The sequence below is a fragment of the Methylobacterium sp. BI1 genome (assembly GCF_056680125.1).
On record NZ_CM155267.1, the window covers coordinates 4,580,979 to 4,603,265 of the forward strand.

Here is a 22,287-nt window from a genome sequence, read left to right on the forward strand (position 1 = left end):
CATCCCCCGGAGGTCGATGGTCCCGCAAGCTCCCGTAATCCAGCCCCTCGGCGACGAAGCCGGGCTCGTCGCCCGCGCGCGGCGCTTCGCCCGGCGGCCGGCCCTGGCCTCCCTGCTCGACCAGGCCGTCGTCAGCGGCTTCGGCTTCGTCAGCGGGATCGCCACCGCACGCCTCGTCGGCATCGAGGAGTTCGGCCTCTTCGTCCTGATCCTGATCGTCACCGCCTTCGCCCAGGGGCTGCACAACGCCCTGGTGACGGCCCCGATGATGACGCTCGCGGCGCAGGGGCGCCGGTCGGCCCCGACCTACGACGCCACCGTCCTGGCCGCGACCCTCCTGGCCGCCCTCGTCGCCGCCGCCGGGGTGGCCCTCGCCCTCGTGGGCATCTTCGCCCTGCGCCACCACGCCGTCGAACCGGGCGTGGTCATCGCCGGTGCGGGGCTCACCGTGGCGCAGAACCTCCAGCTCACCGTCCGCCGGACGCTGTTCGCCCGCGGGCGCGGCCTCGTCGCCGTGGCGATGGACACGGCCCGGGCCGTCGCCTTCCCGCTGGTGCTCGGGGCGGTCTGGTGGGCGGGGCTGCCGCTCGACGCCGCCCTCGCCACCGCGGCCCTGGCGGGGACCGCCCTCGTCACCGCCGCCCCCCTGGCCTACGGCATCTGGCGCGCGCCCCGGCGCACCCTGCGCCTGAGGCCGGTAGCGCGCCGGCACTGGGGCATCGGCCGCTGGATGTTCCCCTTGGTCTTCGTCACCTTCGGGCAGGAGCAGGTGGCCTGGATCCTCGCCGGGATCATGCTCGGCGACGAGGCGATCGGCGGCCTGCGCGCGGCCCAGTACCTCGTGGGCTTCGTCATCATCCTGCTGACCGCCACGGAAAACATCCTGCCCACGGCGGCGGCGCGGGCCTACGAGTCCGGCGGGGAGAGCGCCCTGCGCGCCTATCTGGAGAAGGCCACGCTGACCCTCGGCCCGGTCGTCGCCCTGCTCCTCCTCGCCATCGCGCTTCCGGCGGGGACCTGGCTCACCCTGGTCTTCGGGCCGGCCTTCGCGGACTACGCCGCCAGCGTGCGCATCCTGGCCCTGGCGGTCGCCTGCATCTTCCTGCGCGATATGGTGACCCAGTACTTCCGGGCGATCCAGGACACCGGCCCGGTCTTCCGCGCCTTCGTGGTGAGCCTAATCGTCTCCCTGGCGATCATGGTGCCACTGATCGCTTATGACGGCATCACCGGCGCGGCCCTCGTCATCACGATCGGGCACGCGGTCTCGGCGACCCACCTGATCCTGACCATGCGCCGGCGCTCGGCCCCGATCGGCTGAGTGCCGCGACCGACCCGGCGGATGCCCGCGCCGCGCGGGGTCAGGCCGCCAGGGCCTTCATCCAAGAGAACAGGGGCGGCCGGGCCTCGCGGCCCATGCCGGACAGGGCTTCGCTCAGGCCCGCATCCCGCGGCAGGACGCCGAAGCGCCGGCTGAAGGCGCGGCTGAACGCGCTCTCGCTGGAGAACCCGGTGGCGTAGGCCACGGAAGAGACGCGCGGCTTGCCCCCGGGGGCGGTGAGCAGGCGCATGGCGCGCAACAGGCGCCGCTCGCGGATATAGGCGGCGACCCCGCCCTCGGCCTCGAACAGGCGGTAGAGCTTCGAGCGGGAGAGGCCGAACCGGGCGAGGATCGCCTGGGCATCCAGGGCCTCCGAGCCCAGTTCCGCCTCGACGAAGCGCCGGATCGCGATGCCGGTGAGCTGGTCCGAGGCCCGGGCGGCGCCCTCCTCCGGCCGGAAGCAGGCGCTGCACAGGTACGCGGCCGAGCGGGAGAGGTGGCGGGCCTCGTGAGCGCTCAAACCCCCGGCGCAAGCGGCGAGCCCGGACAGGAAGGTGTGGAACAGTCGGCGCACCGGCGTGCCGCCGTAATCGAGGGACTGGCCGTGCAGGCCCTCGATCGTCGCGCCGTGCTCGGCCAGGAGCGCGCGGGGCAGCATGATGTTGGTGGCGCAGACGGCCTCCGCCTCGGTCACCACCGGCTGGGCCATGTCGAAGACGACGAGCTGCCACGGCTTCACCGCGGCGGCCCGGCGCCCATTCGCCACCCTGCTCCGCCCGACCGTGTAGAATTGCAGCAGGATGTGGTCGATGCCTTGCTGCGCGATCATGCGGGCGTTGCGCTCAGGCGCTGGGCCGGCGCCGAGACGCTGCCGAGCAGCACGGACCCGAAATTGTAGGTCGTCAGGCCGAAGCCCGCCGACGGGTCGGCATCGCGGGCGACCGTGACCGCGTAGATCGACGCGAGATGCTCCTCCCAGGAGCGCGCCCACCGGGCCGGGTCGTCGGGGAAGCGGAACCGGTCGCACGGGATCGCGGCGCCCGGGTCCTCGGACGCGGGATCCTGCGGATCGGGCATCTCCGAATCGGGATCTTCGGAGTTCGGGTTTTCGGACATTGCATCTCGTTCGAGGGTCTGCGCCGCGTCGTGGACCGTCCTGGGCCGGGGATGCCCGCTGCCGGCCCCGACCCGACCCGGCCTGTGCTGTGTCCGTACTTTCACACGGGAGGCTCAGACAAGCTCAAGTCGATCGAGAAGCCCGGCTCGTCGCATCGCCATTGGAGGAGAGGACCACTTCGTCAGGATTCGCCGGCCGGCCCGGACCTCGGTGGCGAGGTCTATGGCGGGCTAACCGCTCGGACCCGGGCGTCCACAAGCTTTTCTCCGACCGCGTCTTCCGCGACCGAGAGTCGTCGCGACCGTTCGGCCGGCATTTACGATAATGCCGAAGTCCGGCCGTGTTTGGGGAGCAATTCACATCGATGAAACGCTTCACACCGGAAGTGTCGTCATCGTCGGGTCCGCTGGCCACCAGGGAGGAACACGCGTGCTGAACCTGTTCCTCGTCCTGGCGATTCCCGCCTGGTTCGCGATGCTCTACCCCATGCTTCGGCGCAGGCTCGCGGCAGCGGTTCGCCCGCTGGATGCCCGGCTTGTGCTTCCGATGGTGCTGGTCTGCACCTTCGCGTTCATGCCCCTGGTCTTCACGGTGCCGCGCGAAGACGGAAACGCGGTGCTGGAGGAAGGCCTGAGCGCCTCCAACATCATCACCCTGGTGCTCACCGGCCTGACCGGCCTGTACCTGTTCGCGAAGATCGCCCTCGACCGGCGGGTGGCACTGCTGCCCTTCGCGATGCCCTACCTGCCCTTCACCCTGATGATCGGCGTGAACACCCTCAGTGCGGCCTGGTCGATCGTGCCGCCCTATACCCTCTATCGCAGTGCCGAACTGTTCATCTTCTATCACGCCTCGATCGTGATCTTCGACCGGACCGACATCGAACGGCGCTTCGCCGACCTGCTGGCGATCATCACCGTGGCCTGGCTCGTCGCCGTGCTGCCGATCATCCTGGACAGCCTGGCGCACGGCATCGTGTTCTCGGCCGCCAAGAACAACATGATGCCCTTCGTCTGCGCGATGCTGGGCTTCCTTGTGATCTTCCGCCCCCCCGAGCGGCGCCGGCGGGCCTACCTCGCCCTCGCCCTCGCGGGCTTCGTCATCGCGGGCTCGGCGGCCAGCACCGGCGCCCTGGTCGCGGTGGGGCCGGCCCTGCTAATGTCCTCGCGCCATGCCGTCCTGCGCCGCCTCGGCATCGCGGGCGCCCTCCTGGCCATCGTGGGTTTCGTCCTGCTGATGCTCGACCTCGCCGCCTTCCCGGCGCTCCTCGACCTCCTGGCCACGATCCTCCAGAAGCCCGCCATCGAGCTCGCCAACGGCACCGGGCGCTCGACCTTCTGGCCGACCTTCATCGCGGCGACGCAGGACCGGCTGGCCGGATCGGGCTTCTCGGCCGGCGACCGCTTCATCCAGCTCCTGATCCCCACCACGGCCCTCGCCGAGACCCTGGGGCGGGAGGACGTCTTCATCACCAGCTCGCACAACATGTTCCTCAGCGCCTGGGCGGGCACCGGCCTGATCGGCCTCGGCTTCGCCCTGGTGGTCCTGCTCACCACCCTGTCCTGGGGGATGAAGCTCGACCTCGGCGGGCGCCGCTTCGTCGCCGCCTCCGTGCTGATGCTGGTGCTCAACGGCATGACCACGCCCGGAATCTTCCAGGACTGGAACGTCAACGTCCTGGCGCTCGCGGGCCTGCTCGCCTTCATCCGCGTCCAGCTGCCGCCGGACGGGCGCGTGCCGGCCTATCCCCCGGCCAATCCCCGCGCGCCCGCGCCGGTCTCGAGCGCGCCCGTTCCCGAGGCCGGTGTCCCGGCCGCGTGGCGCATTTCATGAAACGCGGCCCCCACCCGGCGGATTTCGGCGCGCGACGTGCCGAAATCGGCCGGATCGACCGACCGGGCCGGGACTCGGCGGCCCCCGGTGTCCCAGGTCGGGACATCGGGGCCCCCGGGCCCCAGCCCCCGCCGATTGCGTAACGGAAAGCGTCCATGGCTGTCATCGAACGCGCCCCCCCAGCGATCCTGCAGCACCTCGGTGCCGGCACCGAGCCGTCGCGCGAGTCCCTGCCCTGGTTCCTGGACATGGGCGAGGTCGGCCGCATCCTGCGCCGCCGCTGGCTGACCGTGATCCTGCCGATCCTCGTCCTCCTGGGCCTGGCGGCGGGCTTCCTCGCCCTGCCCGCCCAGTACGCCGCGACGGTCCAGCTCCTGATCGACCCGCGCGGCCTCGCCGTGCTGAAGGACGAGGCCAACCCGCAGGGCCAGGCCAACGAATCCACCCTGCTCCTCGTGGACAGCCAGCTGCGGGTGCTGCAGTCCGACGACGTCCTGCGCAAGGTCGTGGCCGCGCAGCACCTCGCCACCGACCCGGACTTCGTGGAGCCCGGCGCGCTCGACCGCTTCCGCGCCTGGGTGGGCCACCTCCTCGGACGCCCCGCGGAGCCCGAGGCCGACCCCGCCCTGACGGCCCTGCGGGCCCTGCGCGACCGGATGTCGGCCCGGCGCCTGGAACGCAGCTTCGCGGTCGACGTCTCGGTCTCGTCCAACGACCGCGAGAAGTCCGCCCGCCTCGCCCAGAGCATCGCCGAGACCTATCTCGCCACCGAGATCGGCAACCGCTCCGAGGCGATCCGCCGGGCGCGGGAGGGGCTCAACAGCCGCCTCGGCGAGTTGCGCGACAGCGTCCAGCAGGCCGAGACCGCCGCCCAGGCCTTCCGCACCCGGAACAACCTCGTGGGCACCCGCACCCAGCTCGTGAGCGAGCAGCAGCTCGGCCAGCTCAGCGACCAGCTCGGCGCCGCCCGCGCCAAGGCCGCGGAGCAGCAGGCGAAGCTGCGCCAGATCGAGGGCGCCGCCGGCGGCGACCCGGCCAAGCTCGACTCGATCCAGGAGGTGCTGCAGTCTCAGACCATCGGGCAGCTGCGGGGCCAGCTCGCCCAGGCCGAGCGCCAGCGCGCCGACGCCGCCCTGAGCCTCGGCGAGCGCCACCCGGCGATGAACGCCTCCGACGTGCAGGTGCGCAGCGCCCGCAATCAGATCGACGCCGAGGTGAAGCGCATCGGCGCCGCCATCCGCAACGAGTACCGCGCCAGCCTCGCCAACGTCACCGAGCTCTCGCAGGCCCTGGAGAAGCGCAAGGCCGAGGCCCTCAAGGTCGGCGACAGCTTCGTGAAGCTGCGTGAGCTGGAGCGCCAGGTCGAGGCCCGGCGCGGGGTCTACGAGGCCTTCCTGGTGCGCACCCGCGAATTGCAGGAGCAGCAGCAGCTCGACACCTCGACCTCGCGCATCATCTCGCCGGCCCTGCCGCCGACCCGGCGCCAGGGGCCGCCCGCCGCCATCGTCCTCGCGGCCGCCCTCGTGGCGGGCCTCGGCCTCGGGATCGGCGGCAGCCTGATGGCCGAGCAGTTCAGCGGGCGCATCCGCTCGCGCACCCGCCTGGAGGCCCGGACCCAGCGCCTCGTCCTCGGGCTCCTGCCGACCCTGCCGCGCGGGGCCCGCAACGGCACGGACCGCCTGGGCAGCGGCCCCTACGAGGTCGCGATCACCCGCCTGCGCAACCGCCTGCGGCGGGACCTGCCGGCCAAGCGTCCGCACGTCGTCGTGGTCACCTCCGCGGACGACGTGGCCGGCCGCTCGATGCTCGCCCTCGACTACGCCGCCTCGGCCGCCCAGGAGAACGAGCGCGTCCTCCTGGTCGACGCCTCCGCCGACGGCACCGTGACCCGCGAGGTCGGGCTGCCGCCCCGGCGCGCCGGTGCGGCAGCCGGCCGGTCCGACCTCTCCGACGTGCTGGTGCGCCACCGCTCCGGCCTCGCCCTGATCCCGCAGGACGGCCAGACCGCACGCAGCGACCTGCGCCACTACGTCGACAGCATCCTGGGCGCCCAGGACGCCTACGACCTCGTGGTGATCCATGTGGGCCTGATCGGCGCCGATGCCGTCGCCGAGCGCCTGGCGGCCGATCCGCGGGTGACGGCGGTGCTTGTCACCGTCCGCCACGGAAAGAGCCGCTACGCCACCCTCGACCGGGCGCTCGCGGCCATCGGCCCGCGCCCCTTCGTCGGCCTCGTGCTCACCGAGGCCGAGGCCCTCGACTGAGGCGCCGGAGCGCCCCCATCAGGCGGGGGTGTCGGCGCCGAGGTGCCGGTCGAAATAGCCGATCGTGTGCATCAGCCCCTCGCGCAGCGACACCGTCGGCTCCCAGTCTAGGAGCGCCTTGGCCTGGGCGATGTCGGGCCGGCGCTGGCGCGGATCGTCGGGGGGCAGCGGGCGGGCGACGATGCGCGAGCGCGAGCCCGTCAGCGCAATCACCAGCTCGGCGAGCGCGCGGATCGAGAACTCGCCCGGATTGCCGAGGTTGATCGGGCCCGTCACGGCGGGGCCGGTCGCCATCAGGCGCAGGACGCCGTCGATGAGGTCGTCGACGTAGCAGAAGGCCCGGGTCTGCGAGCCGTCGCCGTAGATCGTGATGTCCTCGTTGCGCAGGGCCTGGACCACGAGGTTCGACACCACCCGCCCGTCGTTCGGATGCATCCGCGGGCCGTAGGTGTTGAAGATCCGCGCCACCTTGATCGAGAGCTTGTGCTGGCGGTGGTAGTCGAAGAACAGCGTCTCGGCGCAGCGCTTGCCCTCGTCGTAGCAGGAGCGATGCCCGATCGGGTTGACCCGGCCCCAGTATTCCTCCGGCTGCGGATGCACCTCGGGGTCGCCGTAGACCTCGCTGGTCGAGGCCTGGAAGATCTTGATCTTCAGCCGCTTGGCCAGCCCCAGCATGTTGATCGCCCCGATGACGCTGGTCTTGGCCGTCTGCACCGGATCGAACTGGTAGTGCACCGGCGAGGCGGGACAGGCGAGATTGTAGATCTCGTCCACCTCGACGTAGAGCGGGAAGGTCACGTCGTGGCGCATGAACTCGAAACGGGGATTGTCGAGCAACGGCGCGATGTTGCGGCGGGAGCCGGTGAAGAGGTTGTCGACGCAGAGCACCTCGTGGCCCTGCTCCAGCAGGCGCTCGCAGAGGTGGGAGCCCAGGAAGCCCGCCCCGCCGGTGACCAGCACCGTCTTCGTCTCGCCGTATCGCATGCCGGATCCGAACCGCCTCGCGTTGCAGGATGATGCCGCCGTCGTCGTCAGGGGTCCGGGTGGGAGCCGGCGCTCACGCGACCAGATTGCGCAGCACGTCCGCGATCCTCAGGCGTCCGCCACCGTATCGACCCAGGCAGGCGATGTCTCCGCGACGAACGCGGCCGTCGGGGCGCCGATGCGTCGCGCCTGTGAACAGATGTCGTGGCTGCGCGAGCGAGGCCGCGCGCCGCTCCGGCGGCATGGCGGCAGGGAGATCATCTTCGCGATACTGGCGGTGTGACGTGTTCCGACCGTCAGGACGCGGATGCGCGCGGTTCGGAACTATCGTCCTGCCGAGGGCACGAGCGGTGGGGCGAGGCGCACGTCGCGGTCCAGGCGGCTGAGATCCGCCTGCCGCACCACCGCGCCGGCGGCGTCGAGCACCGTGCCGAAGCGCGCCGCGCCCTGCGCGGGGGCGTCGGCGGGCAGGTGCAGGCCATCCGGCCCGCGATTGCCGGACACGACCTGCTCGTCGGCCCGGGCGCCGTCGCCGAACCGGAACGGGTCGCTGCCCAGGAAGACGTTCCCGGTCAGGCCGTTGCGCGCCGCCGCCGGATCGTCCTGAAGGATCGTGGCGAGGCCGGGATAGCGGGCGCGCCAGAGGCGGGAGCCGACCGGCATCGCCGCGAAGGCCGCCCGCAACTCCGATTGCGGGTCCGCGATCGCGTCCCGGGCCCAGGTCCGGCCGCGGGCATCGACGTGGATGGCCGGACTCGACTCCACGAACAGGTTGTCGACGACACGGTTGTCGCGGCCGCCCCCGAGGAAGACGGGCTGGTCGACGCGGACGAACAGGTTATCCCGCACGGTGAAGCCGCTCGCCATGTCATCGAGGTAGACGCCCTTGATCTCGAAGCCCGGCGCGGCGCGGATGTCGTGCAGGTAATTGTGTTCGATCACCGTGCCACGGGCGGTCCAGTCGCGCCCGGAATAGATCGCGCCGCTGTCGGTCGAATGGGACAGGACCCGGGCGATCTCGTTCCCGGCGACCCGGTGGGCGTTGCCGCGGAGCAGGATCGCGTACTCGTCGGTGTCGTGGATGTAGTTGCCCTCCACGCTCTGGCCGACGCCCTCCAGGGTGATGGCCGGGCTCTGGGTCCGGGCCACTTCGGCGTAGTCGCGGATCCGGCAATCCCGCACGAACAGACCGGCCGGGGTCAGGCTGGCCCGGTCCCCGCCCGATAGGCGCAGGGCGCCGATGCCCGTCTCCGCCACGCGGCTGCGTTCGAGGCCGCTGGCCGTTGCGCGCGCGATCGACAGGGCGCGGCCGGGAGTCCGGCGCAGGGTCATGTCGCTGAGGACGACGTCGGTGGCGTCCGAGACGCGGACGAGGTCGCCGCGCGCCTGTTCGAGGGTGAGGCCGCTCAGGCGCAGGTGCGACGCGCCCTCCACCGCCAGCAGGGTGTCGGTGACCGCCACCTCCGGCGCAGCGGCGGGATCGCGCGGCCAGACCAGGAGGATGCCCCAGCCGACGTCCCGCCACCATTCGCCGGGCGCGTCGAGCTCGGCGAGGGCGTGGACGATCCGGTAGCGGGCGCCCCGGACGATGCCCTCGTAGGGTCGGGCCTCCAGGGTCAGGCGCTGGGCCGCCCCGTCGAGGCCGACCACCGGAAAAGCCTCGAACAGCCAGTCCCAGTGCCAGTAGCCCTCGGCCCAGAGGTCGGGCTCGCCGCGCCAGCCGGCCGCGCGCCCATCGGCGACGGTGAAGCCGGCCTCCCCGTCCGTGGCGGAGGCGACCTTGGCCCAGCCGGCATTCGGCCAGCGCGCGGGCCAGAGCGCTCCGGCGCCGTCGAAGACGGCGAGGTTCACCCGGGCGTCGCGCTGCGCGAGGGTGCGGGGATCCTGGATGCGGAGTTCGAGGCCGGCCGCCGGCGGCAGCCGATAGGCGCGGACCTGGGCGCGGGCGGCGGGGGGCAGGCGCGCCAGGAGATCGGCGGGAATGCCGCCGGGCGCGGGCTGCAGGGGGACGGAGCCGACGAGGCGGCTGCTGCCTTCGGAGCTGCCGCGCACCACCAGGGGATCGGCGGACGTGCCGCCATCCTCGGGACCGAACCGGACGGGTTTGTCGAGGCGGTGCAGGCCGGGTGCGAGGACGATGTCGATCGACCGCCGGGGATCGGAGCGGCGCCCAGACTTCTGCGAAGTCTTATGCCACGTCCTCTGCCAAGTCCTGCGCAGGGCCAGGGCGTCCGGCAGGGTGGCGACGACGGCGTTGCCGATGGCCTGAGTCGGAGCGGTTGCGCCGGATCTTGGATCGACGGTGATGACGACGGGCTCGGCGGCGCTCGCCGCAGCCTGCATCGCCAGAAAGACCGGCATCGCCGAAAAGAGAAGAGCCGCGAGGGCGGCTCGGAGACGGAACGCGACGGCGCTCCGCCGGTCATCCGGATGGGGCCGGGGCCGGCCGCCCGAATTCCAGTTACCCAGATTCAGACTGCCTGGCCGCAAGCGACGCCCCTCGGTTTACCGGCTTCCCGACCGTCGGATTGACGGCCGGGGTAGCCGGAAGACCTTAGGCGGTCGGGTAGGAGAACACACCTACCGACTTGTGGAACTGCACGGTCTCGCGCGCCCGGTGGCGGCGGGCCTTGTCGAGCAAGCGGCTGTCGAGGCGGTCGCCACCGATGTCGGCGAACTGCTGGTCGGTCAGATCCGCGATCTGGCGCGCCGAGGCGTTCTCCTTCCAGGAAGAACGGATGTGGTTGATGATCGAATGTACCATGGGAGTCGGGTCCGAAACTGTTCGTGCCACGGGGTCTGTGCCCCGTCGCCATGGGCCTGATGTAGGCTTCGCCGCACCGCAGCACGAGGGCTGATGCGGCCGGTCTGCTATGCAGGATGGACATGAAACGAGCAGCACATGCTCAAGCCCTGCGCAGAACGCGTCTAAATTCCTCTTGACGCTATGGTTTTCACGCTCGTAACCCGCCCCGCTCGATGCTGTCTGCTCAAAGCTCCGGCAGAGACTTGCGGAGCCCATGTGCGGTGCAGCACGGATATCCCGGAACTGGACATCACCGACCTATGGATCGGCCTGCCGGAGGGTCGTCGCCTACTCGGCCGCGGCCTCGTAGGGCTGGGCGGCGAGGCCGTCGGCGAGGAAGCCGCCGGACTGGCGCTCCCACAGGCGGGCATAGAGCCCGCCGCGGGCCACGAGCTCGGCGTGGGTCCCCTCCTCGATGACCCGGCCGGTATCGAGGACGATCAGGCGGTCGAGGGCCGCGATGGTCGAGAGACGGTGCGCGATGGCCAGCACCGTCTTGCCCTCCATCAGGGTATCGAGGCTCTCCTGGATCGCCGCTTCCACCTGCGAATCGAGGGCCGAGGTCGCCTCGTCGAGGATGAGGATCGGCGCGTCCTTCAGGATGACCCGGGCGATGGCGATGCGCTGGCGCTGGCCGCCCGAGAGCTTCACGCCGCGCTCGCCCACCTGGGCGTCGTAGCCGGTGCGGCCCTTGTGGTCGACGAGATCGCGGATGAACGTGTCGGCCTGGGCCAGCCGCGCCGCGCGCTCGACCTCGGCCTGGGTGGCGTCGGGGCGGCCATACGCGATGTTGTCGCGGATCGAGCGGTGCAGCAGCGAGGTGTCCTGGGTCACCATGGCGATGGCGCTGCGCAGCGATCCCTGCGTCACCCCGGCGATGTCCTGGCCGTCCACGCGGATGCGGCCGCTCTCCAAGTCGTGCAGGCGCAGGAGCAGGGCCGTGATCGTGGTCTTGCCGGCGCCGCTGACGCCGACGAGGCCGACCTTCTCGCCCGGCCGGATGTGCAGGTTCAGCCTCTCGATGATCGCGGCGTCGTCGCGCCCGTAATGGAAGCTGACGTCCTCGAAGCGGATATCGCCGCCCGTGACCGCCAGGGTCCCGGCATCGGGCCGGTCGGTGATGGCGTGCGGACGGGCGATCGTCTGCATGCTCTCCTGGATCACGCCGACATTCTCGAAGATGCCCCGCACGGTCTGCATCACCCAGCCAGACATCGCCATCAGCCGCAGGACCAGGGCGAGCCCGGCGGAGGCCTCGCCGGTGGTCATGCCGCCGCGTTGCCACAGGATCACGCAGACGCTGGCGGTGGACAGGATCAGCAGGCTGTTGAGGAGGCCGAGCAGGGTCGTGGTGCTGCTGACCAGGCGGAACTGGTGCAGGTAGGCCTTGGTGTGCACGTCCACTGCGTCGCGCACCGCCGCCCGCTCCTCGCGGTCGCGGGCGAAGAGCTTCACCGTGAGGATGTTGGTGTAGCTGTCGACGATGCGCCCGATCAGGGCCGAGCGTGTGTCGGCGGTGAGCAGCGAGCGGGACCGGGCGCGCGGCACGAACCAGCGCGTCAGGGCTGCATAGGCCGCGATCCAGACCACCACCGGCAGGGCGAGCCAGAGCGAGATCGAGCCGAACAGGCCGACCGCCGTCACCGCGTAGATCGCGACGTAGAGCAGGGTGTCGATGAACACGACGGCGAGCTCGCGCACCGCCGGCCCCACCTGCACCACCCGGTTGGCGAGGCGCCCTGCGAAGTCCGCCTGGAAGTACGAGAGCGAGTGCCCGAGGGTGTAGAGGTGCGTGCGCCAGCGGATCTGGTTCGTCGCCTGCGGCACGATGAGCTGGTTGGACAGGATCTCGTGCAGCCAGATCGTGATCGGGCGCACCACCAGCAGCAGGCCGGCCGCCAGCATCAGGCCGGTGCCGTGCTCCTGCCAGAGGGTGGCGCGGTCGGCCTTGTTCAGGAGGTCGATGAACCAGCCCATGAGCAGGTAGAGCGAGGCTTCCACCGACCCGGCCAGGACCGCCACCACGAACAGGATCGCCAGGGCGCCCCGGATCGGCCGGAGATAGAAGCCGGCGAAGCCCAGCACGGATTTCGGTGGCATGCGGCCGTCGTCGAACGGCGCGAAGGTGTCGATCCGGCGCTCGAGCCAATCGAGAAACATGAGAACATCCGGTTGCTGCAGCGCTCCCTTAGCTATGCCGCCTTGACCGTCTGCCAACCGGGGGGCGATGCCGCACGGAACCGCCCACCCCTCCTCCGAGACGCCGCCGATGCTCCGCCTCGCCCTCTACCAGCCCGACATTCCGCAGAACACAGGCACCCTCCTGCGGATGGCCGCCTGCCTCGGGGCCGCCGTGGAGATCATCGAGCCCGCCGGCTTCGACGTCTCGGACCGGCACCTGCGCCGCTCGGGCCTCGACTACCTCGACCGCGTCGCCGTCACCCGCCACCGCTCCTGGGACGCGTTCTCGGCGTGGCGCCGCGCGGAGAACATCCGCCTCGTCCTCGCCACGACGCAGGGCGCCCTGCCCTACGCCGCGTTCGCCTACCGGGACGGGGATTGCCTGCTGATGGGCCGGGAATCGGCCGGCGTACCCGAGGCCGTCCACGCCGCAGCGGATGCCCGGGTCGTGGTGCCGATCCGCGCCGAGCTGCGCTCGCTCAACGTCGCGGTCTGCGCCGCCATGATCCTGGGCGAGGCCCTGCGCCAGACCGACGGCTTCCCGATGCCGGATTGAACGCCGTGCAATTGCGCACTTGAACAGTGTTCAAAAGCTGCGACAACCGGGGCGTGGACAGCAGCCACCGACCCGGAGCCCGACGATGCTCAGACTGTTTCGCACCCTCGCCCGCGGCGCCGCCGCCCGCGCCGAAGAAGACCTGTTCGACCGCAACGCCCTCCTGATCCTCGACCAGCAGATCCGCGAAACCCGCGCCGCCCTGGAGCGCAGCCGCCAGGCGCTCGCCGCCTCGGTGGCGGGCGACCAGGCCGAGGAACGCCGCCTCGCCGAAGTGGAGACCCGCGCCGCCGATCTCGAGACCCGGGCCGTGGCGGCGCTCCAGTCTGGCCGCGACGACCTCGCCGCAGAGGCGGCGGAGGCGATCGCCGAACTGGAGGCCGAGCGCGACGCGATCCGCACCGCCCGGGGCCGCTTCGCCGCCGAGCTGGCCCGCATCCGCGCCAAGGTCGCCGACGCCACCCGGCGCCAGGCGGAGCTCGAGCGGGGCCGCCGCCTCGCCGCGGCCGCCGAGACGGCCCGGCGCCTGCGGGTGTGTGCCGCCCCGGAGGACCGGGCCACGCTGAAGGAAGCCGAGGCGACCCTGGCGCGCCTGCGCAGCCTCCAGGCCGAGGCCGACGACACCGAGGCGGCCCTGCGCGAGGCCGAGCCCGGCCTCGACATCGCCGAGCGGATGGAGCGCGCCGGCTTCGGCCCGAGCACCCGTCCGGCCCCCTCCGCCATCCTCGACCGCCTGCGCGCCCGGGCCGAGGCGCCCCGCCAGCCGACCGTCTGACCCCGACCCGCACCCCAAGGAGCACGACCATGACCAACGAGACCACGCAGCATTCCGGCGCCTGGGTCGCCTTCACCTACGCGTCGTTCCTCGGCTCCGCCGCGATGGTGGGCCTCGGAATCCTGTTCATGCCCATGGACATCTGGATCAAGGGCTACCTCGCCATGGGCACGATCATGCTCGTGCAGTCCTGCATCACCGCCACCAAGACCATCCGCGACGTCCACGAGGGCCGGCGCATGGTCAACCGGATCGAGGACGCCAAGACCGAGCGGCTGCTGATGTCCGTCAAGGATTGAGCGCCGCGTCCCGACCGCGGCCCGGTGAATTGACGGCCGGGCGGCGGGATGGGACATCCCCCGGCATGACCATGCCCGAATCCTCCGTCCCCCCGCTGCCCGAGGCCGAGCGCGACGCCGTGAAGGCCGAGGCGACGGCGTGGTTCACCACCCTGCGCGACCGGATCGTCGCCGCCTTCGAGACCCTGGAGGCGGAGGCGACGGGCCCCTTCCATCCCGACGCCCCGGCCGAGCCGGGCACCTTCGTGAAGACCCCCTGGCAGCGCACCGACCACAGCGGTGCGCCCGGCGGCGGCGGCACCATGGCGATGATCAAGGGCCGGGTGTTCGAGAAGGCCGGCGTCCACGTCTCGGCCGTGCACGGCGAGTTCGCCCCGGAGTTCCGCGCCCAGATGCCGGGCGCCGCCGAGGACCCGCGCTTCTTCGCCACCGGGATCTCGCTGATCGCGCATCCCTGGAACCCCAACGTGCCCACCGTGCACATGAACACCCGCTTCGTGGTGACCACGAAGACGTGGTTCGGCGGCGGCGCCGACCTGACCCCCGTGCTCGACCGGCGCCGGACCCAGGACGACCCGGATTCCCTGACGTTCCACGCCGCCATGCGGGAGGCCTGCGACGCCCACGCCCCGGCCGCCGACTACGCCCGCTACAAGGCCTGGTGCGAGGAGTACTTCCACCTGAAGCACCGCAACGAGCCCCGCGGCATCGGCGGGATCTTCTACGACTATCACTGGACCGGCGACCCGAAGGCCGACCTCGCCTTCACCCGCGACGTGGGCGGCGCCTTCCTCAAGGCCTACCCGGCCATCGTGCGCGCCAACCTGGCGACGCCCTGGACCGAGGCGGACCGGCTGGAGCAGCAGGTCCGGCGCGGGCGCTACGTCGAGTTCAACCTGCTCTACGACCGCGGCACGATCTTCGGCCTGAAGACCGGCGGCAACGTCGCCTCGATCCTGTCGTCGCTGCCCCCGACGGTGCGCTGGCCGTGAGCGCCCCGGCCGCCCCTCCGGCGGACATCACCGAGACCAACCGCGCGGTGGCGCGGATGCTGGCGGCGGCCTTCGGCGGCGCGCCCTCAGTCGCCCGTCACGCCGACGAGACGGGGCGCAGCCACGTCGACATCCTGACCTGCCGCGACGCCCCGCGCCCCGGCCTCACCGCCTGCGCGACGGTGACCCTGGCCAACCACCCGCTCTACCGGGACGGCGTCGAATTCCCCGGACGCTGCGAGATCCTGGGCGTGAGCCGCGACCCGGACGTGGCGCGGATGCTGGCGGCCTGCGCCTTCCAGGTCATCGGCGGGCGCTGGTTCCTGGCCCCCGGCATCGTCTTCCCCGGCCTGCTCACCGGCCTCTCGGCGAGCCTCGCGCACGTCCTGTTCGTGCCGCCGACCCTGTTCGAGGCCCGGCTGCAGACGCTCCCCGCGTCCGATCCGGCGCTGGCCTTCCTGCAGGCCGTGCCGATCTCGGATGCCGAGTACGCCTTCGCGCAGGAGGCCGGGGGCGATGCCCTGGAGGACCTGTTCGCCGCGCGCGGCACCGACCTCTTCGACCTCCAGCGGTCCTCGGTGCTCTGATGGCGGAGACCGACGGCAAGACCGCGACTAAGACCGCGACTAAGACCGCGACCAAGACCGATCTGCCGACCCGCTTCGCCCCGCAGCAGGACGCGGCCCTGAAGGCGATTTCCGCGTGGCGCAAGTCCGGCGGCCAGCAGGTGTTCCGCCTGTTCGGCTATGCCGGCACCGGCAAGACCACCCTCGCCCGGCGCATCGCCGACGACGTCGAGGGCACGGTGGTGTTCGGCGCCTTCACGGGCAAGGCCGCCTCGGTGATGCGGCAGAAGGGCTGCCACGACGCCGCGACGATCCACAGCCTGATCTACCGCACCAAGGAGACTGAGGATGGCGGCCCGGCCTTCACCCTGAACCGGACCGGACCGGTCTCGAAGGCCGAGCTGATCGTCATCGACGAGTGCTCGATGGTCGATTCCGATCTCGGCAACGACCTCCTGTCCTTCGACCGGCCGGTGCTGGTGCTCGGCGATCCGGCTCAGCTGCCGCCGGTGCGCGGGGGTGGCTTCTTCACCGAGGCCGAGCCCGACGTGATGCTCACCGACGTCCACCGGCAGGCCGCCGACGACCCGATCGTCCGGATGGCGATGACGGTGCGCGAGGGCGGACGCCTCGCCATCGGCGAGTACGGCGAGAGCCGCATCGTCTCGCGCAGGTCCATCGACCCGGCCGTGGTGCTGCAGGCCGACCAGGTGCTGGTGGGCATGAACAAGACCCGGCGGCTCTACAACAACCGCCTGCGCGAGCTCGCCGGCCACACCGACCCGATGCCGGCGGTGGGCGAGAAGCTCGTCTGCCTGCGCAACGACCGGACCAAGGGCCTCCTCAACGGCTCGACCTGGACTGTGCACGCCCAGCGCTCCTCGCCGCGCACCGACACGGTGCGCCTCGACGTGGTGCCGGAGGACGATCCGGCCCTGCGCCGCCGCCCCGTGGACATCAAAGTCCTCAAGGCCGTGATGTCCGGCTCCGAAGAGGAGATCCCGGCCTTCCTGAAGCGCGAGACCGACGAGTTCACCTACGGCTACGCCCTCACGGTCCACAAGGCGCAGGGCTCGCAATGGGACGACGTCGTGCTGTTCGACGAATCCTTCGCCTTCCGCGAGCACCGGGCCCGCTGGCTCTATACCGGCCTGACCCGGGCGGCGAAGCGGATCACCGTGGTGGTGTAGCGCGGCTTGTGAGATCCCGGCCGCTCGGGGACAACGGGTGCGAACGAGAGGAGATTCGCATGGCCTTGACCGGACGTTGCCGCTGCGGCGCCATCCACTACGTGGCCGAGGGCCAGCCGAGCCACAGCGCCCTGTGCCACTGCGCCGATTGCCGGCGGTCCTCGGGCGCGCCCGCGGTGGGGTTCGCGCTGTTCCCGGACGACCGGCTCACCATCACCGGCACGCCGGCCGCCTACGAATCCTCGCCCGGCGTCATCCGCGAATTCTGCGGGACCTGCGGCACCAACCTGTTCTACCGCAACGGGGCCGTCTTTCCCGGCCAGGTCGACCTCCACACGGCGACCTTGGACGACCCCGACGCCCTGCCCCCGTCGATCCGCATCCAGGTCGCGGACGCCCATGAATGGTTCGGCCGCTTCGACGCGCTGCCGGCCTTTCCGCGGTATCCCGGATAGGCCACGCCGGCAGTGTTGCCTGTCCTGCGGTGCTTGTCCTGCGGTGCTTGGAGCGGACCCCGGGAGCGACTACGTGAGCGGGGTTCCCAACCGAACCGGAGCCTGTCTTGTCCCATTCCGAAGCGAGCGGTCCGCCGCAGATGCACGCCACGACGATCCTGATGGTCCGCAAGGGCGGCCGGGTGGTGATCGGCGGCGACGGGCAGGTCAGTCTCGGCCAGACCATCGTCAAGGGCAACGCCCGCAAGGTCCGGCGCCTCGCCAAGGGCTCGGTGATCGGCGGCTTCGCGGGCGCCACCGCCGATGCGTTCACCCTGTTCGAGCGGCTTGAGGCCAAGCTCGAGCAGTATCCGGGGCAGCTCACCCGGGCCTGCGTCGAGTTGACCAAGGACTGGCGCACCGACCGCTACCTGCGCCGCCTGGAGGCGATGATGCTGGTGGCCGACAAGGAGGTCAGCCTGCTGCTCTCGGGCGCGGGCGACGTGCTGGAGCCGGAAAGCGGCGTGATGGCGATCGGCTCCGGCGGGAACTACGCCCTCTCGGCCGCCCGTGCGCTCGAAGACAGCAGTCACGATGCAGAAGAAATCGTTCGCCGGGCCATGCGCATCGCGGCCGAGATCTGCGTCTACACGAATGACAGCCTCGTACTCGAGAGCTTGGACACGTCCGAAAGCTGACCGAGCGCCGACGCGTTAACCGAAGTTTTCGAGACACTGCTTACGAGCTTAGGTCAGAGCTCGTGACAGGGTCCCGGACATGACGATCAAGGCGAAGATACTGATGTTCGTCCTGGCCTGCGGGGCGATCACCCTGGTCGTCGCGGGCGTCGGTATCGGCACGCTCTCGGCTTTCAACGCCGCGATGGTCGAGTCCCGACAGGCGGCCCGCCGGGCCCTCGACGCCGCCAACGTCAATCGGCTCGTGAGCAACGTCGTGTTGGAATCCCGCGGCGTCTACGCCGCCAAGGACACGGCCGATGCCCAGAAATACGCCGACCGGATGCGCCAGAACCTGACGGCGATGAACGACCTCCTCGCCACCCTCGGCCGCCGGGTGCCCGAGGCGGAGCGCGCGCAGTTCGCTCGGGTCGTGCAGGGCGCCGCCACCTTCACCAGCCTGCGCGAGGAGATCGCCCGGGCGGGCACCGCGGTCGCCCCGAAGGCGGCGGCCGATCTCGGCTTCAACGAGGCCAACCGCGCCAACCGCCAGGCCTTCCAGGACTCCATCGACGCCCTGGTGGCCAGCGGCCAGGCCCAGGTCGGCGCCATCGATGCCGCCACCGACGCCCTCTACGACAGCCGCCTCGCCCTGCTGATCGCCCTGGCGGCCGGCGGCACCCTCGCGAGCCTCGTGCTCGGCATCCTGATCGGGCACCGGCAGATCGCCGCTCCCCTCGCCCGGGTCACCGCGGCGATCCGGCGCCTGTCGGAGGGCCAGCTCGACCTGCCGGCCGTCAAGCCGGGCCGCGACGAGATCGGCGCGATCTGGGCCAGCATGCAGGTCTTCGCCCGCTCCATGCGGGAGGCCGAGACCCTGCGGATGACGCAGGACGAGGCCGCCGGGCTCGCCTCGACCCGCCGGCGCACCGAGCGGACCGAGCTGGCCGACCGCTTCCAGGGCAGCGTCGGCGCCCTCGTGGGCGACCTCTCGGACGCCGCGGCCGCCATGGAGGAGACCGCCCGCTCGATGTCGGCACAGGCCGAGCGCACCAACCAGCAATCGGCCGCGGTGATGCGCGCCGCCCAGGAGACGGCGCAGAACGTCCAGGCCGTGGCCGCCGCCACGGAGGAACTCGCCGCCACCGCCAACGAGATCGGCCAGCAGGTCGGCCAGACCTCGGCCGCCGCCGCCACCGCCGTAGAGAGCAGCCGCCAGACCAACGCCCGGGTGGAAGCCCTCGCCGAGGGCGCTGCCCGCATCGGCGACGTCGTCGCCCTGATCTCGAACATCGCCGGGCAGACCAACCTGCTGGCCCTGAACGCCACGATCGAGGCGGCCCGCGCCGGCGAGGCGGGCCGTGGCTTCGCGGTGGTCGCCACCGAGGTGAAGACTCTCGCGGCCCAGACCGCCAAGGCCACCGACGAGATCACCGCGCAGATCGGCATGATCCAGGCCGCTACCCGCGAGACCGTCGAGGCGATCCGCGAGATCGGCACCACCATCGGCAGCGTGCACAGCATCGCCCTCGGCGTCGCCGCAGCGGTGGAGGAGCAGCAGGTCGCCACGCAGGAGATCGCCCGCAGCGTCAGCGACGCCGCCCGCGGCACCCACGACGTCACCGAGACCATGGCGGAGGTCCAGGGGGCCGCGGTGGAGGTCGGCGCCGGGGCCGCGCAGGTCCTGGCCTCGGCGGCGGAGCTCGCCCGCCGCTCCAGCGCCCTCGACGGCGAGGTTACGCACTTCGTGGGCTCGATCCGCGCCGCCTAAGACACGGGAACGTCTGGAAAGGGGGCAGCGGCGCGCTTAAGTCGGGTGCGTGCGTCGCCCAGCTCCCTGTCCCGCCCGACGCGGCATCGCCCTCGCTTCCCGCAGGGCGACCCACCGCGAGGTCCCGTCGTGATCACCGCCGACCACCTCCGCCGCGCCGTGGCCGAGGGCATCATCACCGAGATCCAGGCCGCGGCCCTCGACCGGCTGGCCCGGGCGAATCCGGGGCCGGAGGCCGGCCTCGACGTGCCGCGCGACGACGAGCGCCTGCGCTTCGTCTCGGGCTTCGCCGACATCTTCGTCACCCTCGGGCTGTTCCTGTTCCTCGGCGCCTGCGCGCATTTCGGCTGGTCGGCCCTGGGCCCGGCGTCCGGCTACGCCCTGATCGCCGCCCTCGCCTGGGGTCTCGCGGAGTTCTTCACCCGCCGGCGCCGGATGGCGCTGCCGAGCCTCGTGCTGCTCGTGATCTTCGCCCTGGCGGTGCAGTCGGCGGCGGCCTTCGCGCTGGCCGGAGCGGGCCGCACCGGGGCGAGCTGGCCGACCCTCCTCGACCTCACGGCCGATCCCCGCCTCGGCCCGCTCCCGCTGATCGGCGGCGCCCTGGCGACCCTCGCCCTCGTCACCCTGCACTACCGGCGCTTCGCCGTGCCGATCACGGTGGCGGCCGGGGCAGCGGCACTCTGCGCCCTGATCTTCGGATTGCTGCTCGCCGTGGCGCCGGACCTGACGCGCGCCGCGCGCAACGGGCTGTTCATCGCCGCCGGCCTCGGCGTCTTCGCGCTCGCGATGCGCTTCGACCTGTCGGACCCGGCCCGCGTCACCCGGCGCACCGACATCGCCTTCTGGCTGCACCTGCTGGCCGCGCCGCTCATCGTCCACCCGATCCTGGGCGGCCTGACCGCCGGCGGCGGCCAGGCCGCGACCCTCGGGGTGCTGGGCATCGTCGTCGGCCTCGCCGGCATCGCCCTGGCGGTGGACCGGCGCGCCCTCCTGATCTCCGGCCTCGTCTATGCCGGCCTCGCCCTCGGCGCCCTGGTGCGCGAGGCCGGGTTTTCCGGCAGCACCGTCCCGTTGAGCCTCCTCACCCTCGGGGCCTTCATCCTGGCGCTCAGCGCCGGGTGGCACCCTTTGCGCGCCCTCATCCTGCGCGCCCTTCCCCCGCCCCTGGCAGCGCGGCTGCCGCACCCGATCGGAGCGTGATGACCACCTTCTCCCCCCGCGAGATCGTCTCGGAACTGGACCGCTTCATCGTCGGGCAGGCCGACGCCAAGCGCGCCGTCGCCATCGCCCTGCGCAACCGCTGGCGCCGGCAGCAGCTGACCGGCCCCCTGCGCGAGGAGGTCGCCCCGAAGAACATCCTGATGATCGGCCCGACGGGCTGCGGCAAGACCGAGATCGCCCGCCGCCTCGCGCGCCTCGCCGGTGCGCCGTTCCTCAAGATCGAGGCCACCAAGTTCACCGAGGTCGGCTATGTCGGCCGCGACGTCGAGCAGATCGTCCGCGACCTCGTGGAGGTCGGCATCGGCCTCAAGCGCGAGGACAAGCGTCGCTCGGTGAAGGCCAAGGCCGAGGCGGCGGCCGAGGCCCGCATCCTCGACGCCCTGGTGGGCCCGACCGCGAGCCAGGCCACCCGCGACAGTTTCCGCAAGAAGCTGCGGGCGAGCGAGCTCGACGACAAGGAGGTCGAGATCGAGCTCGCGGGCGGTGCCCCGGGCGGCCTGCCGATGTTCGAGATCCCCGGCATGCCCGGCGCCTCCATGGGCGCGGTCAATCTCGGCGACATGCTCGGCAAGGCCTTGGGCGGCCAGAAGGGCAAGCCGCGCCGGATGACGGTGAAGGACGCCTACGCGCCCCTGCTGGCCGAGGAATCCGACAAGCTCGTCGACGCCGAATCCCTGACCCAGGAGGCGATCCGCGAAGTCGAGGACAACGGCATCGTCTTCCTCGACGAGATCGACAAGATCTGCGCCCGCGAGGGCCGCTCCTCGGCCGACGTCTCCCGCGAGGGCGTGCAGCGCGACCTGCTGCCCCTGATCGAGGGCACCACCGTGGCGACGAAGCACGGGCCGGTGAAGACCGACCACATCCTGTTCATCGCCAGCGGCGCCTTCCACGTCTCGAAGCCCTCCGACCTGCTGCCGGAGCTGCAGGGCCGCCTGCCGATCCGCGTCGAGTTGCAGCCGCTCACCGTCGAGGATTTTCGCCAGATCCTGACGTCCACGGAGGCGAGCCTGCTGAAGCAGACCGTGGCGCTGATGCAGACCGAGGGCGTCACCCTCACGTTCAGCGAGGACGCCGTGGACGCGCTCGCCCGGGTCGCGGTCGACGTGAACAACTCGGTCGAGAACATCGGCGCCCGCCGGCTCCAGACCGTGCTGGAGCGCGTCATCGACGAGATCTCCTTCACGGCCACCGACCGGGCGGGCGAGACCGTGCCGATCGACGCCGCCTACGTGCGCGCCCGCGTCGAGAGCTTGGCGGCCAACGCGGATCTGAGCCGGTTCATCCTCTGAGCGCGTGA

The 22,287-nt window shown here is 71.6% G+C and carries 21 protein-coding genes; 15 read left to right on the top strand and 6 right to left on the bottom strand.

The genetic code is table 11. The annotated features are described in order from the left end of the window. The first annotated feature begins 16 nt into the window (after positions 1 to 16). Positions 17 to 1,321 carry a lipopolysaccharide biosynthesis protein gene (locus tag AC1MGR_RS21675; protein WP_480232907.1) on the top strand — a complete coding sequence of 435 codons (1,305 nt, stop codon included), beginning with the start codon at positions 17 to 19 and terminating at the stop codon, positions 1,319 to 1,321. A 40-nt stretch (positions 1,322 to 1,361) separates the two neighbouring features. Here AC1MGR_RS21675 and AC1MGR_RS21680 read toward each other — a convergent pair whose 3' ends face one another. Together AC1MGR_RS21680 and AC1MGR_RS21685 are read right to left on the bottom strand one after the other, a co-directional pair. After that, positions 1,362 to 2,150, bottom strand: a complete 789-nt coding sequence (locus tag AC1MGR_RS21680; protein ID WP_480232908.1) for a helix-turn-helix domain-containing protein — start codon at positions 2,148 to 2,150, stop codon at positions 1,362 to 1,364. Then, positions 2,147 to 2,398: a hypothetical protein gene (locus AC1MGR_RS21685; protein ID WP_480232909.1), complete on the bottom strand. Its 252-nt coding sequence runs from the start codon at positions 2,396 to 2,398 to the stop codon at positions 2,147 to 2,149. The genes AC1MGR_RS21680 and AC1MGR_RS21685 overlap by 4 nt, the downstream gene beginning before the upstream one ends. Positions 2,399 to 2,867: 469 nt before the next feature. Between AC1MGR_RS21685 and AC1MGR_RS21690 the strand changes: the two genes are divergently transcribed. Both AC1MGR_RS21690 and AC1MGR_RS21695 read left to right on the top strand, forming a co-directional pair. Next, complete coding sequence (locus tag AC1MGR_RS21690) at positions 2,868 to 4,271, top strand: O-antigen ligase family protein (protein ID WP_480232910.1); 1,404 nt, start codon at positions 2,868 to 2,870, stop codon at positions 4,269 to 4,271. A gap of 155 nt (positions 4,272 to 4,426) precedes the next feature. Next, entirely contained in the window at positions 4,427 to 6,535 is a 2,109-nt protein-coding gene (locus AC1MGR_RS21695) for a GumC family protein (RefSeq protein ID WP_480232911.1), read from the top strand. 18 nt (positions 6,536 to 6,553) lie between these two features. On the opposite strand, the gene AC1MGR_RS21700 is transcribed toward AC1MGR_RS21695, so the two are convergent. Then, on the bottom strand, positions 6,554 to 7,519 hold the full coding sequence (locus tag AC1MGR_RS21700) for a UDP-glucuronic acid decarboxylase family protein (RefSeq protein ID WP_480232912.1): 966 nt from the start codon (positions 7,517 to 7,519) through the stop codon (positions 6,554 to 6,556). Between AC1MGR_RS21700 and AC1MGR_RS21705 the strand changes: the two genes are divergently transcribed. Further along, positions 7,485 to 7,802 carry a hypothetical protein gene (locus tag AC1MGR_RS21705; RefSeq protein WP_480232913.1) on the top strand — a complete coding sequence of 106 codons (318 nt, stop codon included), beginning with the start codon at positions 7,485 to 7,487 and terminating at the stop codon, positions 7,800 to 7,802. The two genes, AC1MGR_RS21700 and AC1MGR_RS21705, sit on opposite strands and share 35 nt — an antisense overlap. A 41-nt stretch (positions 7,803 to 7,843) precedes the next feature. Here the strand turns inward: AC1MGR_RS21705 and AC1MGR_RS21710 are convergent, their stop codons facing one another. From AC1MGR_RS21710 to AC1MGR_RS21720, 3 genes are all read right to left on the bottom strand, one after another. Then, positions 7,844 to 9,880: a right-handed parallel beta-helix repeat-containing protein gene (locus AC1MGR_RS21710; RefSeq protein ID WP_480232914.1), complete on the bottom strand. Its 2,037-nt coding sequence runs from the start codon at positions 9,878 to 9,880 to the stop codon at positions 7,844 to 7,846. A 193-nt stretch (positions 9,881 to 10,073) separates the two neighbouring features. Next, a complete protein-coding gene (locus AC1MGR_RS21715) occupies positions 10,074 to 10,283 on the bottom strand; it encodes a hypothetical protein (protein ID WP_055948402.1) in 210 nt (69 codons plus the stop codon). A 330-nt stretch (positions 10,284 to 10,613) separates the two neighbouring features. Further along, positions 10,614 to 12,485: an ABC transporter ATP-binding protein gene (locus AC1MGR_RS21720; protein WP_480232915.1), complete on the bottom strand. Its 1,872-nt coding sequence runs from the start codon at positions 12,483 to 12,485 to the stop codon at positions 10,614 to 10,616. Positions 12,486 to 12,594: 109 nt separating this feature from the next. On the opposite strand from AC1MGR_RS21720, the gene AC1MGR_RS21725 reads away from it, so the two are divergent. The 11 genes from AC1MGR_RS21725 to hslU all read left to right on the top strand — a co-directional run bounded on the left by AC1MGR_RS21725 (position 12,595) and on the right by hslU (position 22,279). Then, entirely contained in the window at positions 12,595 to 13,062 is a 468-nt protein-coding gene (locus AC1MGR_RS21725; RefSeq protein ID WP_480232916.1) for a tRNA (cytidine(34)-2'-O)-methyltransferase, read from the top strand. Positions 13,063 to 13,147: 85 nt separating this feature from the next. Beyond that, positions 13,148 to 13,837 carry a PspA/IM30 family protein gene (locus tag AC1MGR_RS21730; protein ID WP_480232917.1) on the top strand — a complete coding sequence of 230 codons (690 nt, stop codon included), beginning with the start codon at positions 13,148 to 13,150 and terminating at the stop codon, positions 13,835 to 13,837. Positions 13,838 to 13,866: 29 nt separating this feature from the next. Further along, the gene (locus tag AC1MGR_RS21735) at positions 13,867 to 14,136 is read left to right on the top strand and encodes a YiaA/YiaB family inner membrane protein (protein WP_108034802.1); all 270 of its coding nucleotides are present in this window, start codon (positions 13,867 to 13,869) and stop codon (positions 14,134 to 14,136) included. Positions 14,137 to 14,201: 65 nt separating this feature from the next. Next, positions 14,202 to 15,128 carry an oxygen-dependent coproporphyrinogen oxidase gene (gene hemF, locus AC1MGR_RS21740; RefSeq protein ID WP_480232918.1) on the top strand — a complete coding sequence of 309 codons (927 nt, stop codon included), beginning with the start codon at positions 14,202 to 14,204 and terminating at the stop codon, positions 15,126 to 15,128. Next, entirely contained in the window at positions 15,125 to 15,715 is a 591-nt protein-coding gene (locus AC1MGR_RS21745; RefSeq protein WP_480232919.1) for a suppressor of fused domain protein, read from the top strand. The genes hemF and AC1MGR_RS21745 overlap by 4 nt, the downstream gene beginning before the upstream one ends. Continuing rightward, positions 15,715 to 16,884, top strand: a complete 1,170-nt coding sequence (locus AC1MGR_RS21750) for an ATP-dependent DNA helicase (RefSeq protein WP_480232920.1) — start codon at positions 15,715 to 15,717, stop codon at positions 16,882 to 16,884. Before AC1MGR_RS21745 ends, AC1MGR_RS21750 begins: the two co-directional genes overlap by 1 nt. 59 nt (positions 16,885 to 16,943) lie before the next feature. Then, entirely contained in the window at positions 16,944 to 17,339 is a 396-nt protein-coding gene (locus tag AC1MGR_RS21755; protein WP_480232921.1) for a GFA family protein, read from the top strand. A 140-nt stretch (positions 17,340 to 17,479) separates the two neighbouring features. Then, positions 17,480 to 18,016: an ATP-dependent protease subunit HslV gene (gene hslV / locus AC1MGR_RS21760; RefSeq protein WP_108034798.1), complete on the top strand. Its 537-nt coding sequence runs from the start codon at positions 17,480 to 17,482 to the stop codon at positions 18,014 to 18,016. 79 nt (positions 18,017 to 18,095) lie between these two features. Beyond that, positions 18,096 to 19,766 (top strand): methyl-accepting chemotaxis protein, encoded by a 1,671-nt coding sequence (locus AC1MGR_RS21765; RefSeq protein WP_108034797.1) that lies wholly within the window; start codon positions 18,096 to 18,098, stop codon positions 19,764 to 19,766. Positions 19,767 to 19,895: 129 nt separating this feature from the next. After that, a complete protein-coding gene (locus AC1MGR_RS21770; protein WP_480232922.1) occupies positions 19,896 to 20,966 on the top strand; it encodes a hypothetical protein in 1,071 nt (356 codons plus the stop codon). Beyond that, positions 20,966 to 22,279, top strand: a complete 1,314-nt coding sequence (gene hslU, locus AC1MGR_RS21775) for an ATP-dependent protease ATPase subunit HslU (protein WP_480232923.1) — start codon at positions 20,966 to 20,968, stop codon at positions 22,277 to 22,279. The genes AC1MGR_RS21770 and hslU overlap by 1 nt, the downstream gene beginning before the upstream one ends. Positions 22,280 to 22,287: the final 8 nt, after the last annotated feature.